Here is a 21,703-nt window from a genome sequence, read left to right on the forward strand (position 1 = left end):
GCTGTTTCCGAATCCCGCACTCACTCCAGGAGATCGGGCCGTCGTTCCCTGGTGCGCTCGAAGCTCTGCTCGCGCCGCCACGCGGCGATGCGGGCGTGGTCCCCAGAGCGCAGCACCTCCGGCACATCGAGGTCACGCCACGTGGCAGGGCGGGTGTAGCTGGGCCCCTCGAGGAGCCCGCCGACCGACTCGGAATGCGAATCGTCGCGGTGCGATTCCGGGTTGCCGAGGACGTCGGGCAGGAGCCGCAGCACCGCCTCGATCATGACCACGGCCGCCGATTCGCCGCCGGGCAGCACATAGTCCCCGATCGACACTTCCTCGACCCGCATCCGGCGGGCCGCGTCGTCCATCACCCGCTGGTCGATACCCTCGTACCGGCCGCATGCGAAGACCAGATGTTTCTCGGCGCTCCAGCGCTGCGCCGACTTCTGCGTGAAGAGCCGGCCTGCCGGGCTCGGCACCACGAGAAGGGTGTCAGCAGAACAGATTTCGTCGAGCGCTTCACCCCAGACCGGGGCCCGCATCACCATGCCGGGCCCGCCACCGTACGGGGCGTCGTCGACGGAGCGGTGGACATCGTGGGTCCACCCACGCAGGTCGTGCACCGCCAACTCGACGATGCCGGCGTCGATCGCCCGCCCCGGCAGGGACTGCCTCAGGGGATCGAGGAACTGCGGGAAGATCGAGACCACGTCGATGCGCATGCCGGTTCTCCGTCAGTCACTCAGGTCGAGAAGACCCTCGGGCGGGTCGATCACCACAGAATCCTCGGACAGAGACACCGACACCACGATCGCGGACACGAACGGCACGAGCACCTCGCGGCCGTCATCACGCGTCACCGACAGCAATTCGCCTGCGGCGGTGTGCAACACCTCGGCGACCCTACCGACGGCGACGCCGTCGACAGTCGATACGGCGAGCCCCTCGAGCTGGTGGTCGTAGAACTCGTCGGGGTCCTCGATCGGAGGCAACGACTCCGCATCGACGAGGAACAACGTGCCCCGCAACGCGTCGGCGGCATCGCGGTCACCGACTCCGTCCAGCCGGATCAGGAGCCGATCACCATGACTGCGCACCGATTCGATGCGGTATTCGCGCTCGGCCCCCCCGCGCGGCGCGCGGCCGCGCAGGGTGGCGCCGGAGACGAATCGGCCATCCGGGTCGTCGGTGCGCACGTCGACGGCGAGCTCACCGGTGACGCCGTGGGCCTTGACCACGCGCCCGACCACCAGGTCCATTTACTGGTCGGTGTCCACCACGTCGACGCGGATACCGCGGCCGCCGATGCCTGCCACCAGGGTGCGCAGCGCGGTAGCGGTGCGCCCACCCCGGCCGATGACCTTGCCCAGATCATCGGGGTGCACGTGCACCTCGACCGTGCGCCCGCGGCGGTTGGTCACCATGTCGACGCGAACATCGTCGGGGTTGTCGACGATCCCGCGAACCAAGTGCTCGACGGCGTCGACCACGACTGAACTCACGGTGTCGCTCAGCTTTCAGTGGCGCCGGCGACGGTGGCGTCCTCGCCCTCGGCCGCGGCCTCGGACTTGTCGGCCGATCCGGACGGATCAGCGGTCGCCTCGATGTCAGACGCTTCCTTCTTCGCGGCCGGCGCCTTCTTCTTCTTCGGCGTGGTGGCGTCGGTGGACGGGCCACCCTCGGCCTCGGCCAGCGCGGCGTTGAACAGGTCGAGCTTGGACGTCTTGGGCTCCTTGACCTTCAACGTGCCCTCGGCGCCGGGCAGACCCTTGAACTTCTGCCAGTCACCGGTGATCTTGAGCAGCGCGAGCACGGGCTCGGTGGGCTGAGCGCCCACACCCAGCCAGTACTGGGCGCGCTCGGTGTCGACCTCGATGAGGCTCGGCTCTTCCTTGGGGTGGTACCGGCCGATCACCTCGATGGCGCGACCGTCGCGGCGGGTGCGCGCGTCGGCGACGATGATGCGGTACTGGGGATTGCGGATCTTGCCCAGACGGGTGAGCTTGATCTTGACAGCCATGAACTACTCCTACTGAGGTGCCACGCTGCAATTCGGCGATACAGGCGGGTTGCCTGATCCGGTTTTGCCTTACGTGTGTGACCGCCGCGGGGCCAGAGTCCCGGGCAGACAGCCGCCCATTGTGCCAGAGGGCAGGCGCCCAGCAGAAATCGTCACAGCAGCTTGTCGAAGCACTTCTCCTCGACACGCTTGCTCATCCGCCATCCCTGCTCGGTGCGGACGAACTCGTCGACGTACCAGATCCCCACGAAGTACACCTGACCGGAATCGCCACCCATGACCATCGGGTTGAAGCAGATCGCGCGCGAGGTCGCGGTGTCGCCGTCCACGCGGATGTCGACGTTGCCCAGCATGTGGTAGTAGATCGGGAAGTTCGGCAGCACCTCCTTCAACCACGCCTTGACCTCGGGAAAGCGCCCCTCGATACCGCCCGCGACGCTGTAGTCGATGTACGCATCGGGAGTGAACACCGCGTCCAGATCGTCGAAACGCTTCTGGTCGATGGCGGTCGAGTAGTCGACCAGCAACTGTTGGATCTCCAGCCGGTCGGAGATCTCCTCGAGGCTCAGCATTCCTCGATTGAACACGATCGCGACATCCCGTTAGGCTCGGCCGCCATGATGAGGCTTCTCGCATGTCTGGCGGTGCTCCTGGGCGTGGTCGGCGGTGTGACGGCCCCCTACGCCGCGGCGACACCGGTCGCCGGGGTGAGCCAGCCCGCCGGAAGCGTCCCGATCCCCGCCGGTCCCGCCGAAGCCTGGATCGTGGCCGACATGGACACGGGCGCGGTCCTCGCGGGCCGTGAGGAGAACACCCGGTTCGCGCCGGCGAGCACGATCAAGGTGCTGCTGGCGCTCACCGTGCTCGACGAGCTGCCCCTGGACGCGACAATCGTGGCCAACGAGGCCGACACCACGGTCGAGTGCAACTGCGCGGGCGTCACGCCCGGGATGACCTACACCACGCGTCAGCTGCTGGAGGCGCTGCTGCTCGTGTCCGGCAATGACGCCGCCAACACGCTGGCCACCATGCTGGGCGGCCGCGACGTCGCGGCGGCGAAGATGAACGCCAAGGCGGTCGCGGTCGGCGCATTGGGCACCGACGCTGGTTCGGCGTCGGGTATCGACGGCCCCGGCATCTCGGTCTGGTCCACCCCGCACGATCTGGCGGTGATCTTCCGCGCCGCGATGGCCAATCCGGTGTTCGCCCAGATCACGTCTCAGCCCACCGCGGTGTTCCCGACCCGCACCGGCGACGTCGTCTTGGTGAACCAGGACGAGCTGCTGCACCGCTATCCGGGCACCTTCGGTGGTAAGACGGGCTACACCGATCTGGCGCAGAAGACGTTCGTCGGCGGCGCCGAACGCGGCGGACGGCATCTGGTCGTGGCGCTGATGCACGGTCTGGTCCACGAGGGCGGGCCGACCTACTGGGATCAAGCTGCGGCGCTTCTCGATTGGGGTTTCGCGCTGGGTCCGAACGCGGGCATCGGCGCGTTGTAGAGCGATTTCGGCGTGCTCGTCGTCGCTCAGCGTCGATTACCACGCCGAAATCGCTACCCGACGGTGATCGAAACGAGTCCGGGAGCGGTTAGCGTCAGCCCTCGTGCGGCGTGGATTCGCTGGGCTGGCGTGCGCCCTCGGTACGACGGTGGCCGTGGTGACGACGGTGCTGCCCGCCGCTCCCGCTGCCGCCCAACCCAGCGCTGAACCCGCTGCGGCACAGGCTCTTCCACAGGGCCCGGCGCAGGCGTGGCTGGTCGCCGATCTGGACACAGGCCGCGTGCTGGCCAGTCGCGACCCGTACGGCCGCTATGCGCCCGCCAGCACGATCAAGGTCCTTCTCGCGATGGTGGTGCTCGATCGCCTGCGGCCGGACAACTTCGCGCGGGCCAACTCCTCCCATGACGACGTCGAATGTTCCTGCGTGGGGCTCACACCCGGCCAGGCCTACACCACTGCGCAGCTGCTCTCGGCACTGCTGATGGTCTCGGGCAACGACGCGGCGAACATGCTCGCGGACATGCTCGGCGGCCAGCAGGCCGCGGTGGCAGCCATGAACCGCAAAGCCGCGCTCGTCGGCGCACGCAGCACCAAGGCATCGTCCCCGTCGGGGCTCGACGGACCAGGCTGGGAGTCGGTCACCTCGCCGCACGATCTCGCCGTGATTCTGCGCGCGGCACTGCAGTATCCACTCATCGCGACGATCATGCGCTCGCCGACAGCGCCGTTCCCGGGCAAGACGCTGCACAACCAGAACGAATTGCTGAGCCGCTACCCCGGGGATCTGGCCGGCAAGACCGGGTTCACCAACCTCGCCCGCAAGACCTACGTCGGAGCCGCCCAGCGGGGCGCCAAACGACTGGTGGTCGTCCAGATGTACGGCAGCGGCGACCTCTACGGCCAGGCCATCGACCTGTTCGACTATGGCTTCAACCAGCCCTGAGCCGTCACTCCCCCTCGACCTCCGCGAAAGCCCGCACCGGGAACGTGCCGAAACCCTCGATCGCCGGCGGGGCTGCGGTGAACCGGGCGCCACGTTGCGGCACCGCACCCAGATTGGTGAGGTGCTCGACGACGTGCACACCGGCCCCCAGTAGCACCGTGTGAGCCGGCCGGCTCCCGCCCGACTCGGTGTCATCGATGTTCACGGAGTCGATCCCGACCAGCACGGCTCCTGCGTCGATCAGGTACTGCGCCGCCTCCCCGCACAGGAACGGCGCCCCGGACCCGTAGGCCGGCGTCCCGAAGTGCCGGTCCCAGCCGGTGTGCAGAAGGACAGCCGCGCCGCGGACGTCACGGCCGGCGAGGTCGTCGACGGTGATCGCCCGGCCGCGTTCCGGAGCGAGGTGGATCACCTCGGCCGGGAGCCCGACGAGTGTCGACAGGTCCAGACCCGCGAGGTCCGCCCCGTCCCCGTAGCGGTGGAACGGGGAGTCGAGGTAGGTGCCCGTGTTGCCGATCATCGTGATGAGGTCCATCGCGAATTCTGTTCCTGCCGCGTACTTCTCGCGAGAGTCTTCGCGTGTCAGATATGGGCTGATGACGGGAGCAGGCAGTCCGGGATAGGTGATGAGGCCGGCCCGGATCGGATGGCTGAGGTCGACGATGCGGCGTGTGGACACCGCGACATCCTAGGACTGACCGTCGGGGACTCGACCGCGGAAGGGACATCCCCATCGCAGGCTCCCGCCAACTAAGGTTGCCCTAACTTGCGCCGTACAGTGCGGCGCGCCGATCGAGGGAGCGTCGTTGGCCGACCATCTGATCATCGGATTCGGCACCGACATGGGCAACGCCGAAGACGCCGCGATGACGTGTGCGGAGGCGTGCCAGGCTGCCGGTTTCGCAGTCGAAGCCAGGGAACTCAACCAGATCGGTGTCGACGAGTTGTGCGCCGCGACCCACTTTCTGGCCGTCACCTCCACCTTCGGGGACGGCGAGTTCCCCGACAATGCCGCTCTGTTCTGGAATGCACTCACCGCGCAGGACATCCCGCTGGATCATCTGAGTTTCGCCGTACTCGCCCTGGGCGACATCGGTTACGACTTGTTCTGCAACGCCGGCCGATTGCTCGACGAGCGGCTCGAGGCACTCGGCGCCACCCGATTGACCGAACGCATCGACATCGACGGTCCCTACGAGCGTGCGGCTGCCGCGTGGACCACCGACGTCGTCACGCTGCTCGCGGCCGCACTGGCCGAGCCGCCCGCGCCCGCGCCCGGCGCCGAACCCGCCGGCCGTGAACGACACCATCGCGTCGCGACGAGATGCACGGTCAATCGGCTTCTCAGTGTGGCGGATTCCGAGCGGGAAGTCCGCCACTACGAGATCGACCTGACCGGCTCGGGCATCACCTATCGCGCGGGCGATTCGCTGGCGGTACACGCCACCAACGATCCCGTGCTGGTCGACGCGTTGCTCGCCCAGTTGGGCGCCGCGCCCGATCACATCGTGGCCGGCCACGACGAGCCACTCGGCACGCTACTCACCGAACACCTCGAGATCCGCATTCCCTCGCGCGCGCTGCAGGCCCTGGTCGGCGGCCGCACGCGCAACGCGTCGGCCGCGGCAGCACTGCGCACCCGCGCGGGCTCCTGGTGCTACGGCAAAGACGTCCTGGACCTGGTGCGGCTGGCAGATCTGGATGTGGGCGAGGTGGTGGACACCCTGCGTCCCTTACAGTTTCGCGACTACTCGATCGCCTCGAGCCCACTGATGCACCCCGACAGTGCCCATCTGACCGTTTCCACCGTGCGGTACACCTGCGGCGACCGGCGCCACGGCGGTGTCGCGTCCACCTTCCTGGCCGACCGCGGCGAGCATCTCACGGTGCAGTTACGCCCCAATCACAGCTTCCGCCTGCCGGATCCGGCCGTGCCGATCATCATGGTCGGACCGGGCACCGGTATCGCGCCGTTCCGTGGCTTCTTGCAGGAACGTCAGGTCACGGGTGCGTCGGGCCCGTCGTGGCTGTTCTTCGGTGATCGTCATCGGGCCACTCACTACCTCTACGGTGAGGAACTGGACGCGTTCGCGCGCGCAGGGACGCTGTCGCGTCTCGACCTCGCCTTCTCGCGGGACAGCGAGACGAAAACTTATGTGCAGCATCGTATGTGCGAGCGCGGCGCCGAGCTGTTCGGATGGCTTCGCGACGGCGCACACCTCTACGTGTGCGGCGACGCCAACCGGATGGCCCGCGGCGTCGACGCCGCGCTGCGCGAGATCGTCGCTGTCCACGGCAGGCTGGACGCCGCGGGCACCGATGCCTTCGTCGCCGATCTGATCACGTCGCACCGCTACGTGCGCGACGTGTACTAGCTAAAAGACCCTGCCGCGCAGGATCACCCGGTCGGGCGCCGCGAGGACCGCGGCACCAGTGCGGGGATCGTCGGTGTAGCAGACCAGGTCCGCGGATGCGCCGTGCTCGAGGCCGGGCCTACGCAACCACTCCCTGGCATCCCAGCAGGCAGCACCGAGTGCGTCCGTCGACGACATCCCGATGCCTTTGAGTGCATCCACCTCTTCGGCGATACGGCCGTGTGCCACTGCGCTGCCCGCGTCCGAGCCCGCGTAGATGGGCACACCCGCTTCCCGGGCCGCCGCGATGCGCTCGCCGCACGTCGCGTAGAGGGCGCGCATGTGGCGCTGATAGCGCGGGTATCTGTCGGCGCCGGCAGCGATGTCCGGGAAGTTCTCGATGTTGATCAGGGTCGGCACCAGCGCGGTGCCGTACTCGACCATCAGGTCGATGGTGTCCTCGGTGAGCCCGGTGCCGTGCTCGATGCAGTCGATGCCGGCGCGGATCAGGCCGGGCAGCGCATCCTCGCTGAACACGTGCGCGGTCACTCGCGCGCCGTGGGCGTGCGCGGCGTCGATCGCCGCGGCCAGAACCTCGTCGGACCACAGCGGTGCCAGATCGCCTGTGTCGCGGTCGATCCAGTCGCCGACGATCTTCACCCAGCCGTCGCCACGGCGCGCCTGCTCGGCCACCGCCTGCGGCAGCTGGTCCTCGTCGGCGAGTTCGGCGGCGAAGCCCCGCTGATAGCGCTTGGGCCTGGCGATGTGACGCCCGGCCCTGATGATGCGCGGTAGGTCGTCGTGGTCGTCGAGAGTCCTTGTGTCCGTGGGTGACCCGGCATCACGCAGGAGCAGGGCGCCCACCTCACGCTCGACCTGGGCCTGCTCGATGGCCTCGTCCAGCGGGATCTCACCGTCGGGCCCCAGCCCGACATGGCAGTGGGCGTCGACCAGACCGGGCAGAATCCAGCCGCCATCGAAGACGGTGTCAGCGCCCGCCACGGGTTCGGCCGACAGACGCCCGTGGACCACCCACCACTCGACGGGTTCGCCGCCGGGCAACCCACGCCCGCGGACGTGCAGCGCCCCTGCCATCAGTTCTTGGGGAACTTCAGCTTCGACAGGTCGATGTCGGCGAGCCCCGGCGGCAGCTCGTCGAGCCCCTTGGGCATGTTGGACAAATCGGGGAAACCGGCGGGCAGGCCGCCCATGGCGCCGAGCGGGTTGCGTGCCGGCGTGGGCCCGCGACCGCCCTTCTTCTTACCCGCCTGCTTGTTCTTGCCCTTGCCCGCTTTACGAGTGTTCTTGCGGCCGAACGGCATCCCCATCTGTCCGGCCATCTGCGACATCATCTTGCGTGCATCGAAGAATCGGTCCACCAGCTGGTTGACCTCGGCGACGGTCACCCCGGAACCGTTCGCGATGCGCAACCGCCGGGACGCGTTGATGATCTTCGGATCAGCCCGCTCGGCCGGTGTCATGCCGCGGATGATCGCCTGCACACGGTCGAGCTGGCTGTCGTCGACAGCGGCCAGGGCGTCCTTCATCTGGCCGGCGCCGGGCAGCATGCCCAGCAGATTGCCGATCGGGCCCATCTTGCGGATCATCAGCATCTGCTCGAGGAAGTCCTCGAGTGTCAGCTCACCGCTGCCGATCTTGGCCGCGGTCGCCTCGGCCTGCTGGGCGTCGAAGACCTGTTCGGCCTGCTCGATGAGCGTGAGCACGTCGCCCATGCCCAGGATGCGGCTGGCCATCCGGTCGGGATGGAAGACGTCGAAGTCCTCGAGCTTCTCCCCCGCCGAGGCGAACAGGATCGGCACGCCGGTGACTTCGCGCACCGACAGCGCCGCACCACCGCGGGCGTCACCGTCGAGCTTGGTGAGCACGACGCCGGTGAATCCGACGCCTTCGCGGAAGGCGTCGGCGGTGGTGACGGCGTCCTGACCGATCATCGCGTCGAGGACGAACAGGATCTCGTCGGGCTGCACCGCATCGCGGATCGCGGCGGCCTGACCCATCAGCTCCTCGTCGATGCCCAACCGGCCCGCGGTGTCGACGATGACGACGTCGTAGTGCTTGGCCTTGGCCTCGGCCAGACCGGCGGCGGCCACGGCCACCGGGTCGGCGGTGCCTTTGACCTCGGCGGCGCCGGGTGCGGTGCCCGGATGCGGGGCGAACACGCCGACCCCGGCCCGCTCGCCGACGATCTGCAGCTGGTTGACCGCACCGGGGCGCTGCAGGTCGCAGGCCACCAGCAACGGGGTGTGCCCCTGGCCCTTGAGCCACTTCGCGAGCTTGCCCGCCAGCGTGGTCTTACCCGAGCCCTGCAGGCCGGCCAGCATGATGACCGTCGGTGGGTTGCGCGCGAACGCCAGCTGGCGCGTCTGACCGCCGAGGATGCCGATGAGCTCCTCGTTGACGATCTTGACGACCTGCTGGGCCGGGTTGAGCGCGGCGGACACCTCGGCGCCCTTGGCGCGGTCCTTGATACGGGCGATGAAGGCACGGACCACGGGCAGCGAGACATCGGCCTCGAGCAGTGCCAGGCGGATCTCGCGCGCGACGGCGTCGATGTCGGCATCGGTCAGCCGGCCCTTGCCGCGCAGGCCCGACAGGGCACCGGTCAACCGGTCGGACAGGGATTCAAACACCTCGCCAGCCTAACGGTCGGCCCGCCGGAGCGAGAAAGCCGCGCTGACCTCTGGTCACGCCTCTGGTCGTGCAGGGTGTGCAGCCGTTACCGTGAGGGCCATCCGACCAGCCCGCGGAGGTTCTGATGACAGCCGTCGACGTACCCCTGACCACCGCGCGCCGAGACGCCGACGCGTCCCGCGGCGAGGTCACCCACATCAGCCAGTGCACGCTCTGTGAGGCGCACTGCGGGCTGCACGTCACGGTCAGCGGCGGGCAGGTCACCCGTATCGAGGGCAACCCCGACGACGTGTTGTCACACGGCTACATCTGCCCCAAGGCCACCGCGATGGGCGGCCTGCATCACGACCCGGACCGGGTGCGAACCCCGCTGCGCCGCGTCGGCGACCGCTTCGAGCCGGTCGGCTGGGACGAGGCGTTCGCCGATATCGGCCGGCGGCTACGGGCGGTGCGCGAGAAGAGTGGCAGTCAGGCGCTCGGCATGTACCTGGGCAACCCGGCCGCCCACAGCTCGGGCGCTGCCTATGGCTTCCTGTTGAGCCGGGCGCTGCGCACCCCGAACTTCTTCACCGCGTCGTCCATCGACCAGATGCCGCACGAGTTCGCCGCGTGGAAGGTTTTCGGCTCCAACGCGCTGATCCCGGTCACCGACATCGACCGCACGCAGCGGCTGGTGATCCTCGGGGCCAACCCCGCGGTGTCCAACGGATCGCTGTCGATCATGCCCGGCGCCAAACGACGGATCCGGGCGATCCGGGAGCGCGGCGGCACGGTCGTCGTCGTGGACCCTCGCCGCACCGAGACCGCCCGCCTGGCAGACCAGCACGTCGCGGTGCGCCCCGGCGGCGACCTGTTCCTGCTGCTGGGCATGCTGCACGTCCTGCTCGCCGAAAAGCTCTGTGACACAAAGGCAGTGGCTGAGCAGGCGACAGGTATCGCCGAGCTGGCCGACCTGGTCGCCGACGCGACACCGGAGGCGATGGCTCCGCGGGCCGGGGTCGACGCGGACGTGATCCGCACCTTGGCCCGCGAGCACGCGGCCGCCGAATCCGCGGCGATCTACGCGCGCATCGGCATCTGCCAGCAGCCGACGGGCACCCTGGTCAGTTGGCTGGTGATGGTCCTCAACGCGGTGACGGGCAACCTCGACCGTGCGGGCGGCACCATGTTCACCACACCCGTGGCGGACGTGCCCCGCCTGGCCAAACGGATACCGTTCCGGCCGGGCCGCTACACCGACCGGTCGGGCCGCTATGGCTCGTTCCGCTCGGAGCTGCCTGCCGTCGTGATGGCCGACGAGATCCTCACCCCGGGTCCCGGGCAGATCCGCGCGATGATCACCTACGCCGGCAACCCGGTGTCGTCGATCCCGCAGCGCGGCCGGCTCGACGACGCGCTGGACTCGCTCGATTTCTGCGTCGCGGTCGACATGTACGTCACCGAGACCACTCGGCACGCCGACTACATCCTGCCTCCGGTGTCGCCGCTGGAGCGCGACGACGTCAGCCTGCTCACGCCGGTGTTCCAGGTGCGCAATACCGTTCGCTTCCAACACCGTTCGTTCGATCCGCCGCCCGGGGGCCTGGAGGACTGGGAGATCCTGACGCGGCTGGCGCTCGAGTTGGCGCCGCGGCCGCTGCGCGGGATGCCTCGGCCGCTGCGGTCACGACTGATCTCGGCGCTCAACCCGTTGCGGCTCGCGACGCTGGCCGTGGCCACCGGGCCGCACGGCCGGCTACGCAAGGGCCGCAGGGGCATCACGATGGCCCAGATCCGCTCCAGCCCCGGCGGCGTCGACCTCGGACCGCTGCGCCCCCGCCTGCGTGAGGTGATCGCCACCGAGGATCGCCGCGTACACCTGGCACCCGGCGAGTTCGTCGCCGCGGCGCGGAGCCACCTGCAGGGCACCGACGCTGCGAAGCACGACGGTTACGACCTGCAGCTGGTCGGCCGACGGCAGCTCCGGAGCAACAACTCCTGGCTGCACAACGTGCCGTCGATGACGGGCGGCAGCAACCGGTGCACGATCCTGATGAACCCCGACGACGCGGCGTCGCGCGGCCTGGCCGACGGCGACATCGTGTGCGTCGCCTCGGCGGTCGGCCGCATCGAGGTGCCGGTGGACGTCACCGATGACATCCGCGCGGGAACCGTTGCCGTTCCGCATGGTTGGGGCCATCGCGACACCGGGTGGCGGCACGCGGACACGCTGGCCGGCGCCAACGTGAACGAGTTGCACGATCCGGATCTGGTGGACACCTTCACCGGTACCGCAGCGGTCAACGGCACGTGGGTGTCGGTGAGCGTTTCGGCTGTGTCCTGAGAACCACCAATTTTGGATCGGCGGAATGATCTTGCCGCTCAACAGCTGTGATTCAGTGTCCCGTGGTTCGGTTCGTGGCGGCAGTGCGCGATGACGTCGAGTTCGGCGTGCAAGCCAGTCATCTGCACGCAGATGTGAGCGTTCGTCATGTGCGCGAGGACGTCGCGCGCGGTCGCGGCAGGCAGCTCGATGCGCGTCACGGGCAGGGAACCATGCGCATTGGCCAGTGCAACGAGATCCTGGTAACCGCCGGAGCCAGAGTCGATCGCACATGCACTCATATCGACCGCGTCGACGGAAATGCGGTCCGCGGTATCGGGCTGACATGCGAGTTCCACGTTGATGGCCACGATGAACCAGCGGTGGCGGTCCAGGCCGGCCTCGGCTTCCAGTCGCGGCCCGCGAGCGATGTCCTGAGTGAGACCGATTCTGCCCGTCCAGTCTTCGAACCGCGCAGAGGGGAAGGACAGCCGGCGATGGTCCCGGGCGACGAAGTGGTCGATCATGAGCGATGCGTCTCCCCGGCGACTTCGTTGCGGTGTCGCGACGTCAAGACTCTCCGACGCCGATCGATGGGTGAGGTCTGCCGATGGTCCTGCGCCGCCCCCGGCTCCGACACGCCGCTGGCGCGCGTGGCGCCGGACGGCATGACGTGCCGTCGCCGGCTGAATCGGCCCGCCCAATCGACGACGTGGACGGCGATGGGGATGAACAACGGCGACAAGCACAGGAGCATGATCCCGAGTGCGGCGAGATAATCAGACATGAGAAACCTTTCGGAGATGGCGGTCTCTTCGCTGGTGTTTCGTCGGGGTTCAGCGACGGTTCAGGTAGCGCAGAGCTGATCGGGCGGCGTTGTGCCCGCACATGCCGTGCGCGCCGACCCCCGGCGGGGTGGCAGCGGAGCAGATGAACATGCCGGGCACTCCGGTGCTGTACGGATCCATGGCCAGGCGAGGCCGTATGACGATCTGCTTGGGGTCGTTGCGGCCGGTGGCAATGTCTCCGCCGACGTAGTTGGGATTGTGTTCGGCCAGCGCGACCGGTCCGCGTGTGTGGACGTTCACGACGCGGTCCCGGAAACCGGGCGCGAAACGTTCGATCTGCTCCAGGATCGCTTCGGTCGCGTCTCCGGTGTAACCGTGCGGAACGTGGGCATAGGCCCAAATGGGATTGCGTCCGTTGGCACTTCGCGTGGGGTCGGCGAGATACTGCTGGCAGACCAGGACGAAGGGCCGGGCCGGCATCCGGCCGGCGGCCACCTCGCGTTCGGCGGCGACGATCTCCTCGGTGGCGCCGGCGACGTGAACGGTGCCGGCACGTCCGCAGTCGGGACTGGTCCACGGGATGTCACCGTCGAGGGCGATGTCGATCTTGAACGCTGCCGCGCCGTGCCGGTAGTGCCGGTAGGCGCGGCTCACGCGGCTCGGCAGTGCGTCTCCGGCGATGTCGGCGACCGCACGCGGGGCGAGATCGAAGAGCACCACGTCTGCCAGGGGCAGCTGCTTGAGCGAGCTCACCAGGACGCCCGTCTCGGTCTTGCCGCCCAAGTCGGCCAGCCGCGCCACCATCGCTGCGGATATGGCTGCCGAGCCACCTTCGGCGACGGGCCAACCGTACCTGTGCCCTGCTGCGGTGATCATCAATCCGACCGACGAGGATGCCGGCCGGGTCAGAGGGTAGTAGACGTGCGCCGCGACCCCCATGAACAGTGCCCGGGCGCGCTCGCTTCGCCACTTGCGAGCCATGACGGTAGCCGGGAGCAACGCCTGCACTCCGAACGCGGACAAAGCAATCGGATGTCGAGGCACGTGCACGATGGGCCTGAAGACATCCTCGCGCAGCATGTCGAAGCGGCGGGCCAGCGGCTCGAACACGTGCTCCCAGGTACGCCCGTCGCGGCTGTCGAACTGAGCGGCAGTGTCGGCAATCGAGGTGTGCAGGCTTGCGGCACTGCCGTCGTCGAACGGATGGGCGGCGTCGATGTCGGGATAGCGCCATCGCAGCCCGTAGTCGGCCAGCGGCTGCGACTGGATGAACGGCGAGGCAGCAGTCATCGTGTGGATTGCCGAGCAGTCGTCGTGCAGCAGCCCGGGCAGGGTGAGTTCGCTGGTTCGGGTACCGCCACCGAGAGTGTCGGCGGCCTCCACGACGGTCACGTCGACGCCGCGCTCAGCGAGAGTGAGTGCTGCGGCCAAACCGTTGGGGCCCGACCCCACCACGATGGCGGCGCTCATCGCACTGCGGTGTGTGGACGCGGGATGGCGAGCCGCACCGGCAACTGGTCGCCGGGCTCGGGCCACGGCTGACGGGCGGTCATGTCGGCGACCTCGACGTAACCACGCTCGATCACACCAGCTTTGGCGTCGACGATGCGGTAGGCCTGCCACGAGCGGTGGATCGGTTGGCCCTCGAGAAGGATGACCCGAACGTCGCCTTCGGCGAAGTCGCAGCGCCGTTGGAGAGCGTCGATGAGGTGTTCGTTGTGCAGATGGCCCTCACCGAAATTCCAACCGATGAGCGGGCCGGCCATGTACTCGCCGTCGCGGATGACGTAGTCCCTCTCGTCGTCCACCGCGCGGGCCACCAACCCGTTGAGGGCGCGGCCGTGCGTGTGCATGGAGCGCCAGGCCAGCATCTTGTCGAGCATCACCTCGGCGACGTCCGGCCCGTAGAGCGTGGCGAGCTGGCGGTTGGCCAGCGCAGAACACTTGCGCACGTTGGCTTCTATCGTGTCCTCGACACCGGGTCGCAGGCACCAAGCCGACGCTGCCCAGTTGCCCGCGTAGTAGCGCATGGCCGGCAGGAAGGACACCTTGTCGGGGAACAGGTTTCCGATGATGGGCACCAGCACCAGGCAGACCGCGAGGATGGCCAGGAGCAGAGGTGACGTCATGTCGGTGACGCGGTAGTCGCTGTATCCGCCGTAGAGGTAGAACACCGAGATGATGAAGAAGGCGTTCCACTCCAACGGAACCCCCATGGGGATCGTGGAGGTGATCGTGAGGTGAAACAGCACCATGAAGATGATCGCGCCCCACAGCCACGGCCCGTGCGACGGTGCGAAGAACACCAGATACAGCGGAACGATGAACTCCGAGGTGGTGCCGCCGACGTGGGCGAGCAACTGCGGCAGCCGTGAGGGGCGCAGGTCGTTCACCGGATCGCGCCACATCAGGCGTTTGGCCCACTTGGCAGGGATGAGCACGGGATTGTTGCTCATCATCACGGCCATCACGTAAGGGAAGTGGTGATTGAGTTTGGACGTCGCCGCACCCCACCACAGGGCGAGCAGGATGAGCTTGAACGCGGCGATCTGGTCGACCAGAGGAAAGAAGAACACGATCAGCGTCAGGCCGTAGTGTTCGGCGCGTGCCGCCAGGAACACGGTCTTGTCGCGCAGCCCGAGCAGCACCAGCGCCGCCAGCGTGGGGATTACCAGCGTGGGGTCGAGCAGTCCGACATCGCCACGAGCGGTCACGGGGCCACCGGTGCCCGGCGCGAGCAGCGTCCACACCAGCGAACCGAGCACTGTCGCATACAGCGCAACGTCGGCGGGAGTGCGGGTGTCGCCGCGGGTCAGGGGCACCTTGTCGGGCCACGGCGGCAACCGGATGGTGCCGGGGCGCAGCCAGTAGAGAAACCCACCCAGGGGCGGTAGGAAGCGCAGCGTCAGCGGTCCGGAGCCGCAACCGAGACCCAACACTTCGAACAGCAGAGTGAAAACGACGAGCTTCTGATAGACGATCGGCTGGGTCCACCACGACGTCAGGTCAGTCACACTCCCCAGTCCGGGGGTCAACGAGATGACCGCAACAGCGCCGCCGAGATATCCCGCGAGCTTCAGCACATAGAGCAGGTAGACGGCGTACGGGGTGCCGAAGCCATTGTCGGCCCAGTGGCGGGTCATGATCTGCAGGCGTTGCCACCGGGGACGGTCACGCCAGACGGCCGCGTCGGCGTCGGCAGGCAGGTTCGGCTTGGTGAAACTCATTGTCAGGGTCTCTCGGGCTATGCGGTGGACGATGTGGGTGTGCCGAGCTGACGGCGCAGGGCAGGCTTGTCGATTTTCCCGATGGGATTCTTTGGAATCGACTGCGTCAAGACGATTTTCGGTCGCTTGTACTTGGCCAGTGACGTCGCGACGTGCGCGGCCAGTTCACCGTCTGTGACGTCGCTGCCAGATTTGGGGGTGACGAAGGCGATGGGCACCTGGCCGTAGACGGGGTCGGGCCGGCCGACCACGGCCGCCTCGTGAACTCCGGGGTGCTGGTAGAGCACCCCTTCGATCTCCTTGGGGTAGATGTTCTCTCCCCCTCGAATGATCATGTCTTTCGCACGATCGACGAGCGTGAGGTACCCATCGTCATCCATGACCCCGATGTCGCCGGTGCGCAGCCACCCGTCGACCAAGGTCTTGGCTGTTTCGTCCGGTTCGTTCAAATACCCCCGCATCACGGTGGGTCCTTGTATGGCGACTTCGCCGGGTGACCCGTCGGTGATCACAGATCCATTGGCGGCCAGAATCGCCACCCGCTGACCGGGCAGCGTGATGCCGACTGTCCCGGGCTTGCGATTACCGTGCCGCGGGTTGGTGGTTGACGCACACGTCGCCTCTGACAGGCCGTAGCCTTCGATGATCGGCACACCGTAGCGCCGCTCGAAGGCGGACATCAGTCGCGGCGCCATCGGTGCGGCACCGCAGATGGCGAACTCCAGGGAACTGGTGTCGGGACCCACCTCGGGAGGAAGCGCCTCGAGCATGGCGTAGATGGTGGGAACGGCCGAAAAGAAGGTGGGCCGGTAGCGCTCCACCAGGTCGAAGAAGGTGCGCGGATCGAACCGGCCCGCGACGGTAGCTCGTCCACCGACCAGCAGTGGCGACAAGACGCTGACGACGATCCCGTTGACGTGGAACAACGGCAAGATGAGCAGCGAGTGCGTTTCGGGACCGCTGCCCATTGCGTCGGCGATCGACTCCGCCATCGCGAGCACGTTGCCGTGCGTCAACACGACGCCCTTCGGCCGACCCGTCGTCCCACTGGTGTAGACGATCAGAGCGACGTCATCGCTCCGGTGTACCACCGGCGGCAGCACCGGAATCGGGTTGGTCTCAGAGGGTTCGCTCAGCCGGTCGACGGCCAGCGTGGCGACAGAATCGAAATCCGCTTCGCCGTCGGTGACGATCACGCGCGCTCCCGAGTCGCCGAGCTGGTGAGCTACTTCTCGCGGTGTCAACGAGGGATTGACCGGGGTGACAGCCGCCCCAAGCTTCCATGCAGCGAACAGCGCGATGATCAGCTCGACCCGGTTCGGGAGCTTGACGGCAATGACGTCACCCGGCCGGACGCCGAACGCTGCCAGGCGAGCAGACGCGTGATTGATGCGGGCGGCGACTGCGGCGTTCGACAACGTCCCGTTGTGCTCATCGGACAACGCGGGCTGGTTCGGATCCACCCGAACACGGTGTAAAAACAGTTCGGCGAAGTGCATCGCAGGCTCCTGACGTGGGTATTTCTGCCGATTCGCTCACACTATTTCCGTTGTAGTGATGAACGCCATAGGCCGACTCCATGAAGGAACACGTCACATTTGTGGTCTCCGCACGAAAATCTACGAGCGTCAGCGCGTGGCCGCGGAGGACGACAGCAACGACGGACCCATCCATCGGCATGCTGTCAGCGCGATCTGGATGTTGACCACGACATCCGGTTCGTCGAACGAGGCCGAGCAGGCCTCCATCGCCTGCGCGACCCTGTATTGAATCGTGTTGCGGTGCAGAAACATTGCGCTAGCAGTCCCAGCGAAGCTGCGGTTCCGGGCGAGGAACTCCCGCAATGTGTTGCGAAGCAATCCGGAGCGTTCGTCATCGACAGCCAGCGCTCCGAGCGTTCGCTGCACGAACATCCGGAGATCGGGCATGTTCGTCGCCATCAACGCAACAGGTGCGACATCGTCGTAGCACACCAGTCGACCAACGGCTGACCCTCCGGACAGCGCAACCACTTTGGCCCGTTCCGCTTCACTCAGTGATCGGCGGAACCCCTCGACACCGTGGCCGCACCCGCTCATTGCGACCCGAACCGCAAGATCGCTGTGCTCGAGAACTGACCGCACAGTCGCGACGTCGATGGTGTCGATCGGCCACCACAGACGCACCTCCCGTTCGTCAGTCGGCACCATCAGTGCGGTCTCCGAGGTACCCAGCACCCGTCCCAGTGCCGAGCGCGCTCGATCGAAGACATCACCGACGTCGCGGGTGGCCACGACATTGTCCGGCCACATCACCGCCGCGACGTGGGAGCGGTCCAAGCGGTAGTCGAGTGCGTCTTCGGCCTTCGCGATGTCGGCGGCCCCACCGGCGAGCAGCTCGTTCACCCAGTGCTGACGCAGGCCGCTACGGCTGCCCACCCAGCGGTCGCGCTCCTGCTCATAGGCAACCCCCACCTGGTCACAGATGCGGTCGATCCAAGCAGCAGCCCGATGGACCAGCTGGCGTGCTGCGGGAAGCGCGTCGTCGGCGGGGGTGTGCGCTGCCAGGAGCGCCATCGCCTGGTCGACGAAGCGCCCATGCCCGATGCGGTATGCGCGGATGAGCGCCGACAGCGCGACGTCTCGTTGGGCCATGGCGCGCGCGTAGGCCAGCGCGGCGCTGGGCGCCTCGACATCCGCCTCGTCACCGCCGTATTCCAGGAAGTGGATCGCGGCGATGACGTTCTCGGTGATGCTCGCGTGAAGAAGCTCCACCATGCGGGAATCGTCGTCGAGGGAACGGATCTCTGCGCGCGTGACCGAGACCAGCTCCGCAATGAACTGCTCGCGTCGCGCACGCATCTGTTGCGCTGCCGACGATGCGTATGCACTGCCATGGTCGAAGTCATCGCCGGCCATCGAGGAACCCAGCGTCCACTCCTCTCTCACGCATCCGAACCTGCGGCCAAATGTACGTCGGACGCTGTCCGAGATCTGTGATTCGGATGTTCGCTCGCCGGCGGACCAGCCCAGGTCAGCCCGCGGAACGCGAGCAGGGCACCGATCGCCGGCGGACGCTAGCTGGCTTCCTCGACGGCGGGCGGCGGCGCGGGCAGCACGGCGAACAGCTCTCGATCCAGGATCTGCCGCACCGCGGCGCTGTCCTGAGGCAGCACCACGCCGAACGCGTCGACCACCGACGAGCCCAGCGTGGTCACCTTCGCCCAGGCGATGTCGACGCCGTTGCGCTCGAACACCGCGGTCAACGCCGTCAGCAGCCCCGCACGGTCGGTGGTGCGAATCTCGAGCACCGTGCGCCCGGCGTCGTCGGTGTCGTGCCACAGCACCCGCGACGGCGCCGCGGGAGCGTGCACGGGCACTGCCGCTCGGATCTCGCCCGCGCGGGTCGACGCCTGCGGATCGCCCTTCTTCTCCAGCGAGGACACGACGTCGAGATCTCCGTCGAGAGCGAGGATCACTTGCTGGCGCAGCAGTTCGGCCGCCGGCGGCGACCCGAAATGAGGTGAGACGACGAAGGTGTTAACCGCCGAACCGTTGTGGCCGTTGACCGACGCCGAATGCACTCGCAGCGAGTTCAGCGCGAGCACCCCGGCGGTCTTCGACAACAGCCCGCGCTGGTCGGGGGCGATCATCGTGACGGTGAAGATGTGGGGGCTGTCGCCAGGGGCCAGCTCCACGTGCACGCCCGGCTGGCCGGCCATCTCGAGGAAGCGGGGTTCGATCGGATCGGGTTGGGGCAGGGGCTCCCCCGCCATCACCAGCCGGCACCGCCGGACCAGGTCACCGAGCAGCGAGGCCTTCCAGTCACCCCACACACCGGGGCCGGTGGCCAAGGAATCGGCTTCGGCCAGGGCGTGCAGGAGTTCGAGCACCGTCAGGTCGCCGCCCATCGCGTCGACGACGGTAGCGATGGTCGCCGGATCCTGCAGATCACGCCGGGTCGCGGTGTGGGGCAACAGCAGGTGATGCCGCACCATCGCGGAAAGAATCGTGATGTCCGACGGCCACAATCCCAGCCTCGTGCCGATCTGATGAGCCAGTTCGGCACCGATCACGCTGTGGTCGCCGCCGCGCCCCTTGCCGATGTCGTGGATCAGCGCGCCGAGCACCAACAGGTCCGGCCGGGCGACTCGGGTGGTCAAAGCGCTTGCCCGCGAAACGGTTTCGACGAGGTGGCGGTCCACGGTCCAGATGTGCACGACGTCGCGGGGCGGCAGGTCGCGGACCGCACCCCACTCCGGGAACAGCCGGCCCCACAGCCCGGTGCGGTCGAGAGCCTCGATGGTGCCGACCGCTGACGGGCCAGCGGCGAGCATCACCAGCAGATCCTTGAGCGCCTGTCGCGGCCACGGCGTCCGCAGTTCCGGCGCCGTCTCCACCAGCCGGCTCAACGTCGACGCCGCCATCGGGAGACCCGTGGTCGCCGACGCGGCAGCCACCCGGAGGATGAGCCCCGGGTCGCGTTCGGGACGGGCGTCCCTGGCGAGGATGACTTCGCCGTTGAACTCGATGACACCCTCGTCGAGCGGCCGCCGCACCGGGCGGCGCAGCGCAGAGAGGCCCCGGCGGGGCAACGCGTTACCGGCCGTGCGAATGCCTGCGTCGACGTAGTAGCTGACCGTGCGGGCGGCGTCGGAGAGCATGCGGGCCAGATCGAATCGATCCCCGATGCGCAGCGAGGCGCCGATCTCGTCGGCGTGCTGGGCCAGCAGAAGCTCGCGACCGCGGCCGGCGACCCGGTGCAGCTCGGTGCGGACGTTGAGGAGAGCCAGATGCGCCTCGCCGAGGGTTTCGGTGGGTGAGGCCAGCGATCGGCTCGGGTACACGTCGGCCAACTGCGCGATGGCCAACGCATTGAGCAGCTGGACGTCGCGCAGGCCGCCGCGCCCGCATTTGAGGTCGGGTTCGGCGCGGTGCGCGATCTGCCCGCTGCGCTGCCATCGGGCGCGGGTGTGCTCGACGAGTTCCTCGAAACGCGAGCCGATTCCGGTGCGCCACTGCCGCCGGGCGCCACCGATCAACAGCGAAGACAGGTCCGCGTCCCCGGCGATGTGGCGCGTCTCGAGCATCGCCAGCCCGGCGGAGGTGTCCTCCGCGGCGACCCGCAGCGCCTCGGGCACCGTGCGCACGCTGTGGTCGAGGCGAATGTTGGCGTCCCACAACGGGTACCACAACAGCTCGGCGACCTCACTGACGATGTCGGCCGGCATGTTGTCGTGCAGCAGCATCAGGTCGAGGTCGGAGTACGGGAGGACTTCACCGCGGCCCAGACCGCCGGTGGCGACGATGGCGAACCCACTGCTGGGGGTGATGCCGATGTCGTTGGCCTTGGTGGTGAGCCAGAAATCGTAGAGGTCGAGCAGGGCGTCGCGCAGCGCCGCCGAGTCCAATCGGGCTCCCCCGGACCGCAATTGCTCGACGGCAGCGGTCAGATCGGTTGCCGGAGTTGACGATCCCGCCGCCGGACGCACCCAACGGGGTGCGCCGGCGGCGGGTCGCGGTTGCTGCTCTGTCATGAGTTGTCCTCCCGGCACTTGATGTTCCAGCGCACCCGGCGCAGGCCGGGAGACGACTCGGTGTTCGACTGGTCTGTCAGAGAGCGTCGGCTCCCCTCTCACCGGTGCGCACCCGCACCACGGTCTCGACCGGGCTCACCCAGACCTTGCCGTCACCGATCTTGCCGGTGCGGGCAGCCTGGACGATGACGTCGACCACCTTGTCCACGGCGGCGTCGTCGACGACGACCTCGACGCGGACCTTCGGCACAAAGTCCACCGAATACTCCGCACCGCGGTACACCTCGGTGTGTCCCTTCTGCCGACCGTAGCCCTGAACTTCGCTGACGGTCATGCCGAGGATGCCCGTCTGTTCCAGACCGGTCTTGACATCTTCGAGCGTGAACGGCTTGACGATCGCAGTTATCAGCTTCAT

20 protein-coding genes are annotated in these 21,703 nt (G+C 67.8%); 4 read left to right on the forward strand and 16 right to left on the reverse strand.

Annotated features, from left to right (window positions below; all coding sequences use genetic code 11):
* Nucleotides 1–20: 20 nt before the first annotated feature.
* The 5 genes from trmD to DMB80_RS03430 form a co-directional block, all read right to left on the reverse strand.
* Nucleotides 21–707, reverse strand: a complete 687-nt coding sequence (gene trmD / locus DMB80_RS03410) for a tRNA (guanosine(37)-N1)-methyltransferase TrmD (RefSeq protein ID WP_111508559.1) — start codon at nucleotides 705–707, stop codon at nucleotides 21–23.
* A gap of 12 nt (nucleotides 708–719) precedes the next feature.
* A complete protein-coding gene (rimM, locus tag DMB80_RS03415; protein WP_111508560.1) occupies nucleotides 720–1,244 on the reverse strand; it encodes a ribosome maturation factor RimM in 525 nt (174 codons plus the stop codon).
* Nucleotides 1,245–1,487, reverse strand: coding sequence for an RNA-binding protein (locus tag DMB80_RS03420; RefSeq protein WP_003928628.1), 243 nt, complete (start codon nucleotides 1,485–1,487; stop codon nucleotides 1,245–1,247).
* 8 nt (nucleotides 1,488–1,495) lie between these two features.
* The gene (rpsP, locus tag DMB80_RS03425) at nucleotides 1,496–2,005 is read right to left on the reverse strand and encodes a 30S ribosomal protein S16 (RefSeq protein ID WP_111508561.1); all 510 of its coding nucleotides are present in this window, start codon (nucleotides 2,003–2,005) and stop codon (nucleotides 1,496–1,498) included.
* A gap of 152 nt (nucleotides 2,006–2,157) precedes the next feature.
* Nucleotides 2,158–2,577, reverse strand: coding sequence for a nuclear transport factor 2 family protein (locus tag DMB80_RS03430; RefSeq protein ID WP_046365806.1), 420 nt, complete (start codon nucleotides 2,575–2,577; stop codon nucleotides 2,158–2,160).
* Nucleotides 2,578–2,622: 45 nt separating this feature from the next.
* On the opposite strand from DMB80_RS03430, the gene DMB80_RS03435 reads away from it, so the two are divergent.
* Nucleotides 2,623–3,507, forward strand: a complete 885-nt coding sequence (locus DMB80_RS03435; protein WP_111508562.1) for a D-alanyl-D-alanine carboxypeptidase family protein — start codon at nucleotides 2,623–2,625, stop codon at nucleotides 3,505–3,507.
* Between the two features lie 103 nt (nucleotides 3,508–3,610).
* On the forward strand, nucleotides 3,611–4,450 hold the full coding sequence (locus DMB80_RS03440; protein WP_111508563.1) for a D-alanyl-D-alanine carboxypeptidase family protein: 840 nt from the start codon (nucleotides 3,611–3,613) through the stop codon (nucleotides 4,448–4,450).
* Nucleotides 4,451–4,454: 4 nt separating this feature from the next.
* Here the strand turns inward: DMB80_RS03440 and DMB80_RS03445 are convergent, their stop codons facing one another.
* On the reverse strand, nucleotides 4,455–5,129 hold the full coding sequence (locus DMB80_RS03445) for a cyclase family protein (RefSeq protein WP_111508564.1): 675 nt from the start codon (nucleotides 5,127–5,129) through the stop codon (nucleotides 4,455–4,457).
* A gap of 163 nt (nucleotides 5,130–5,292) precedes the next feature.
* On the opposite strand from DMB80_RS03445, the gene DMB80_RS03450 reads away from it, so the two are divergent.
* Nucleotides 5,293–6,825: a diflavin oxidoreductase gene (locus tag DMB80_RS03450; protein ID WP_240430996.1), complete on the forward strand. Its 1,533-nt coding sequence runs from the start codon at nucleotides 5,293–5,295 to the stop codon at nucleotides 6,823–6,825.
* Here the strand turns inward: DMB80_RS03450 and DMB80_RS03455 are convergent, their stop codons facing one another.
* The gene (locus DMB80_RS03455) at nucleotides 6,826–7,899 is read right to left on the reverse strand and encodes an amidohydrolase family protein (RefSeq protein ID WP_111508565.1); all 1,074 of its coding nucleotides are present in this window, start codon (nucleotides 7,897–7,899) and stop codon (nucleotides 6,826–6,828) included. It abuts the gene before it with no gap.
* Nucleotides 7,899–9,455 carry a signal recognition particle protein gene (gene ffh, locus DMB80_RS03460; RefSeq protein WP_111508566.1) on the reverse strand — a complete coding sequence of 519 codons (1,557 nt, stop codon included), beginning with the start codon at nucleotides 9,453–9,455 and terminating at the stop codon, nucleotides 7,899–7,901. Before ffh ends, DMB80_RS03455 begins: the two co-directional genes overlap by 1 nt.
* A 125-nt stretch (nucleotides 9,456–9,580) precedes the next feature.
* Between ffh and DMB80_RS03465 the strand changes: the two genes are divergently transcribed.
* Nucleotides 9,581–11,779 carry a molybdopterin-dependent oxidoreductase gene (locus tag DMB80_RS03465; protein WP_111508567.1) on the forward strand — a complete coding sequence of 733 codons (2,199 nt, stop codon included), beginning with the start codon at nucleotides 9,581–9,583 and terminating at the stop codon, nucleotides 11,777–11,779.
* A 38-nt stretch (nucleotides 11,780–11,817) separates the two neighbouring features.
* On the opposite strand, the gene DMB80_RS03470 is transcribed toward DMB80_RS03465, so the two are convergent.
* The 8 genes from DMB80_RS03470 to DMB80_RS03505 all read right to left on the reverse strand — a co-directional run bounded on the left by DMB80_RS03470 (nucleotide 11,818) and on the right by DMB80_RS03505 (nucleotide 21,703).
* The gene (locus tag DMB80_RS03470; protein WP_205538507.1) at nucleotides 11,818–12,285 is read right to left on the reverse strand and encodes a hypothetical protein; all 468 of its coding nucleotides are present in this window, start codon (nucleotides 12,283–12,285) and stop codon (nucleotides 11,818–11,820) included.
* Complete coding sequence (locus DMB80_RS03475) at nucleotides 12,282–12,545, reverse strand: hypothetical protein (protein ID WP_111508568.1); 264 nt, start codon at nucleotides 12,543–12,545, stop codon at nucleotides 12,282–12,284. Before DMB80_RS03475 ends, DMB80_RS03470 begins: the two co-directional genes overlap by 4 nt.
* A gap of 49 nt (nucleotides 12,546–12,594) precedes the next feature.
* Entirely contained in the window at nucleotides 12,595–14,016 is a 1,422-nt protein-coding gene (locus DMB80_RS03480; protein ID WP_111508569.1) for a phytoene desaturase family protein, read from the reverse strand.
* Complete coding sequence (locus DMB80_RS03485; RefSeq protein WP_111508570.1) at nucleotides 14,013–15,773, reverse strand: DUF3556 domain-containing protein; 1,761 nt, start codon at nucleotides 15,771–15,773, stop codon at nucleotides 14,013–14,015. The genes DMB80_RS03480 and DMB80_RS03485 overlap by 4 nt, the downstream gene beginning before the upstream one ends.
* A 17-nt stretch (nucleotides 15,774–15,790) precedes the next feature.
* Nucleotides 15,791–17,272, reverse strand: a complete 1,482-nt coding sequence (locus tag DMB80_RS03490) for a class I adenylate-forming enzyme family protein (protein WP_111508571.1) — start codon at nucleotides 17,270–17,272, stop codon at nucleotides 15,791–15,793.
* 129 nt (nucleotides 17,273–17,401) lie between these two features.
* Entirely contained in the window at nucleotides 17,402–18,613 is a 1,212-nt protein-coding gene (locus DMB80_RS03495) for a PucR family transcriptional regulator (protein WP_111508705.1), read from the reverse strand.
* A gap of 215 nt (nucleotides 18,614–18,828) precedes the next feature.
* Nucleotides 18,829–21,288 (reverse strand): [protein-PII] uridylyltransferase, encoded by a 2,460-nt coding sequence (locus DMB80_RS03500; RefSeq protein ID WP_111508572.1) that lies wholly within the window; start codon nucleotides 21,286–21,288, stop codon nucleotides 18,829–18,831.
* A gap of 76 nt (nucleotides 21,289–21,364) precedes the next feature.
* A complete protein-coding gene (locus DMB80_RS03505) occupies nucleotides 21,365–21,703 on the reverse strand; it encodes a P-II family nitrogen regulator (protein ID WP_011779408.1) in 339 nt (112 codons plus the stop codon).

This window comes from Mycobacterium kyogaense (assembly GCF_003254575.1).
GTDB classification, from domain to species: Bacteria; Actinomycetota; Actinomycetes; order Mycobacteriales; family Mycobacteriaceae; genus Mycobacterium; species Mycobacterium kyogaense.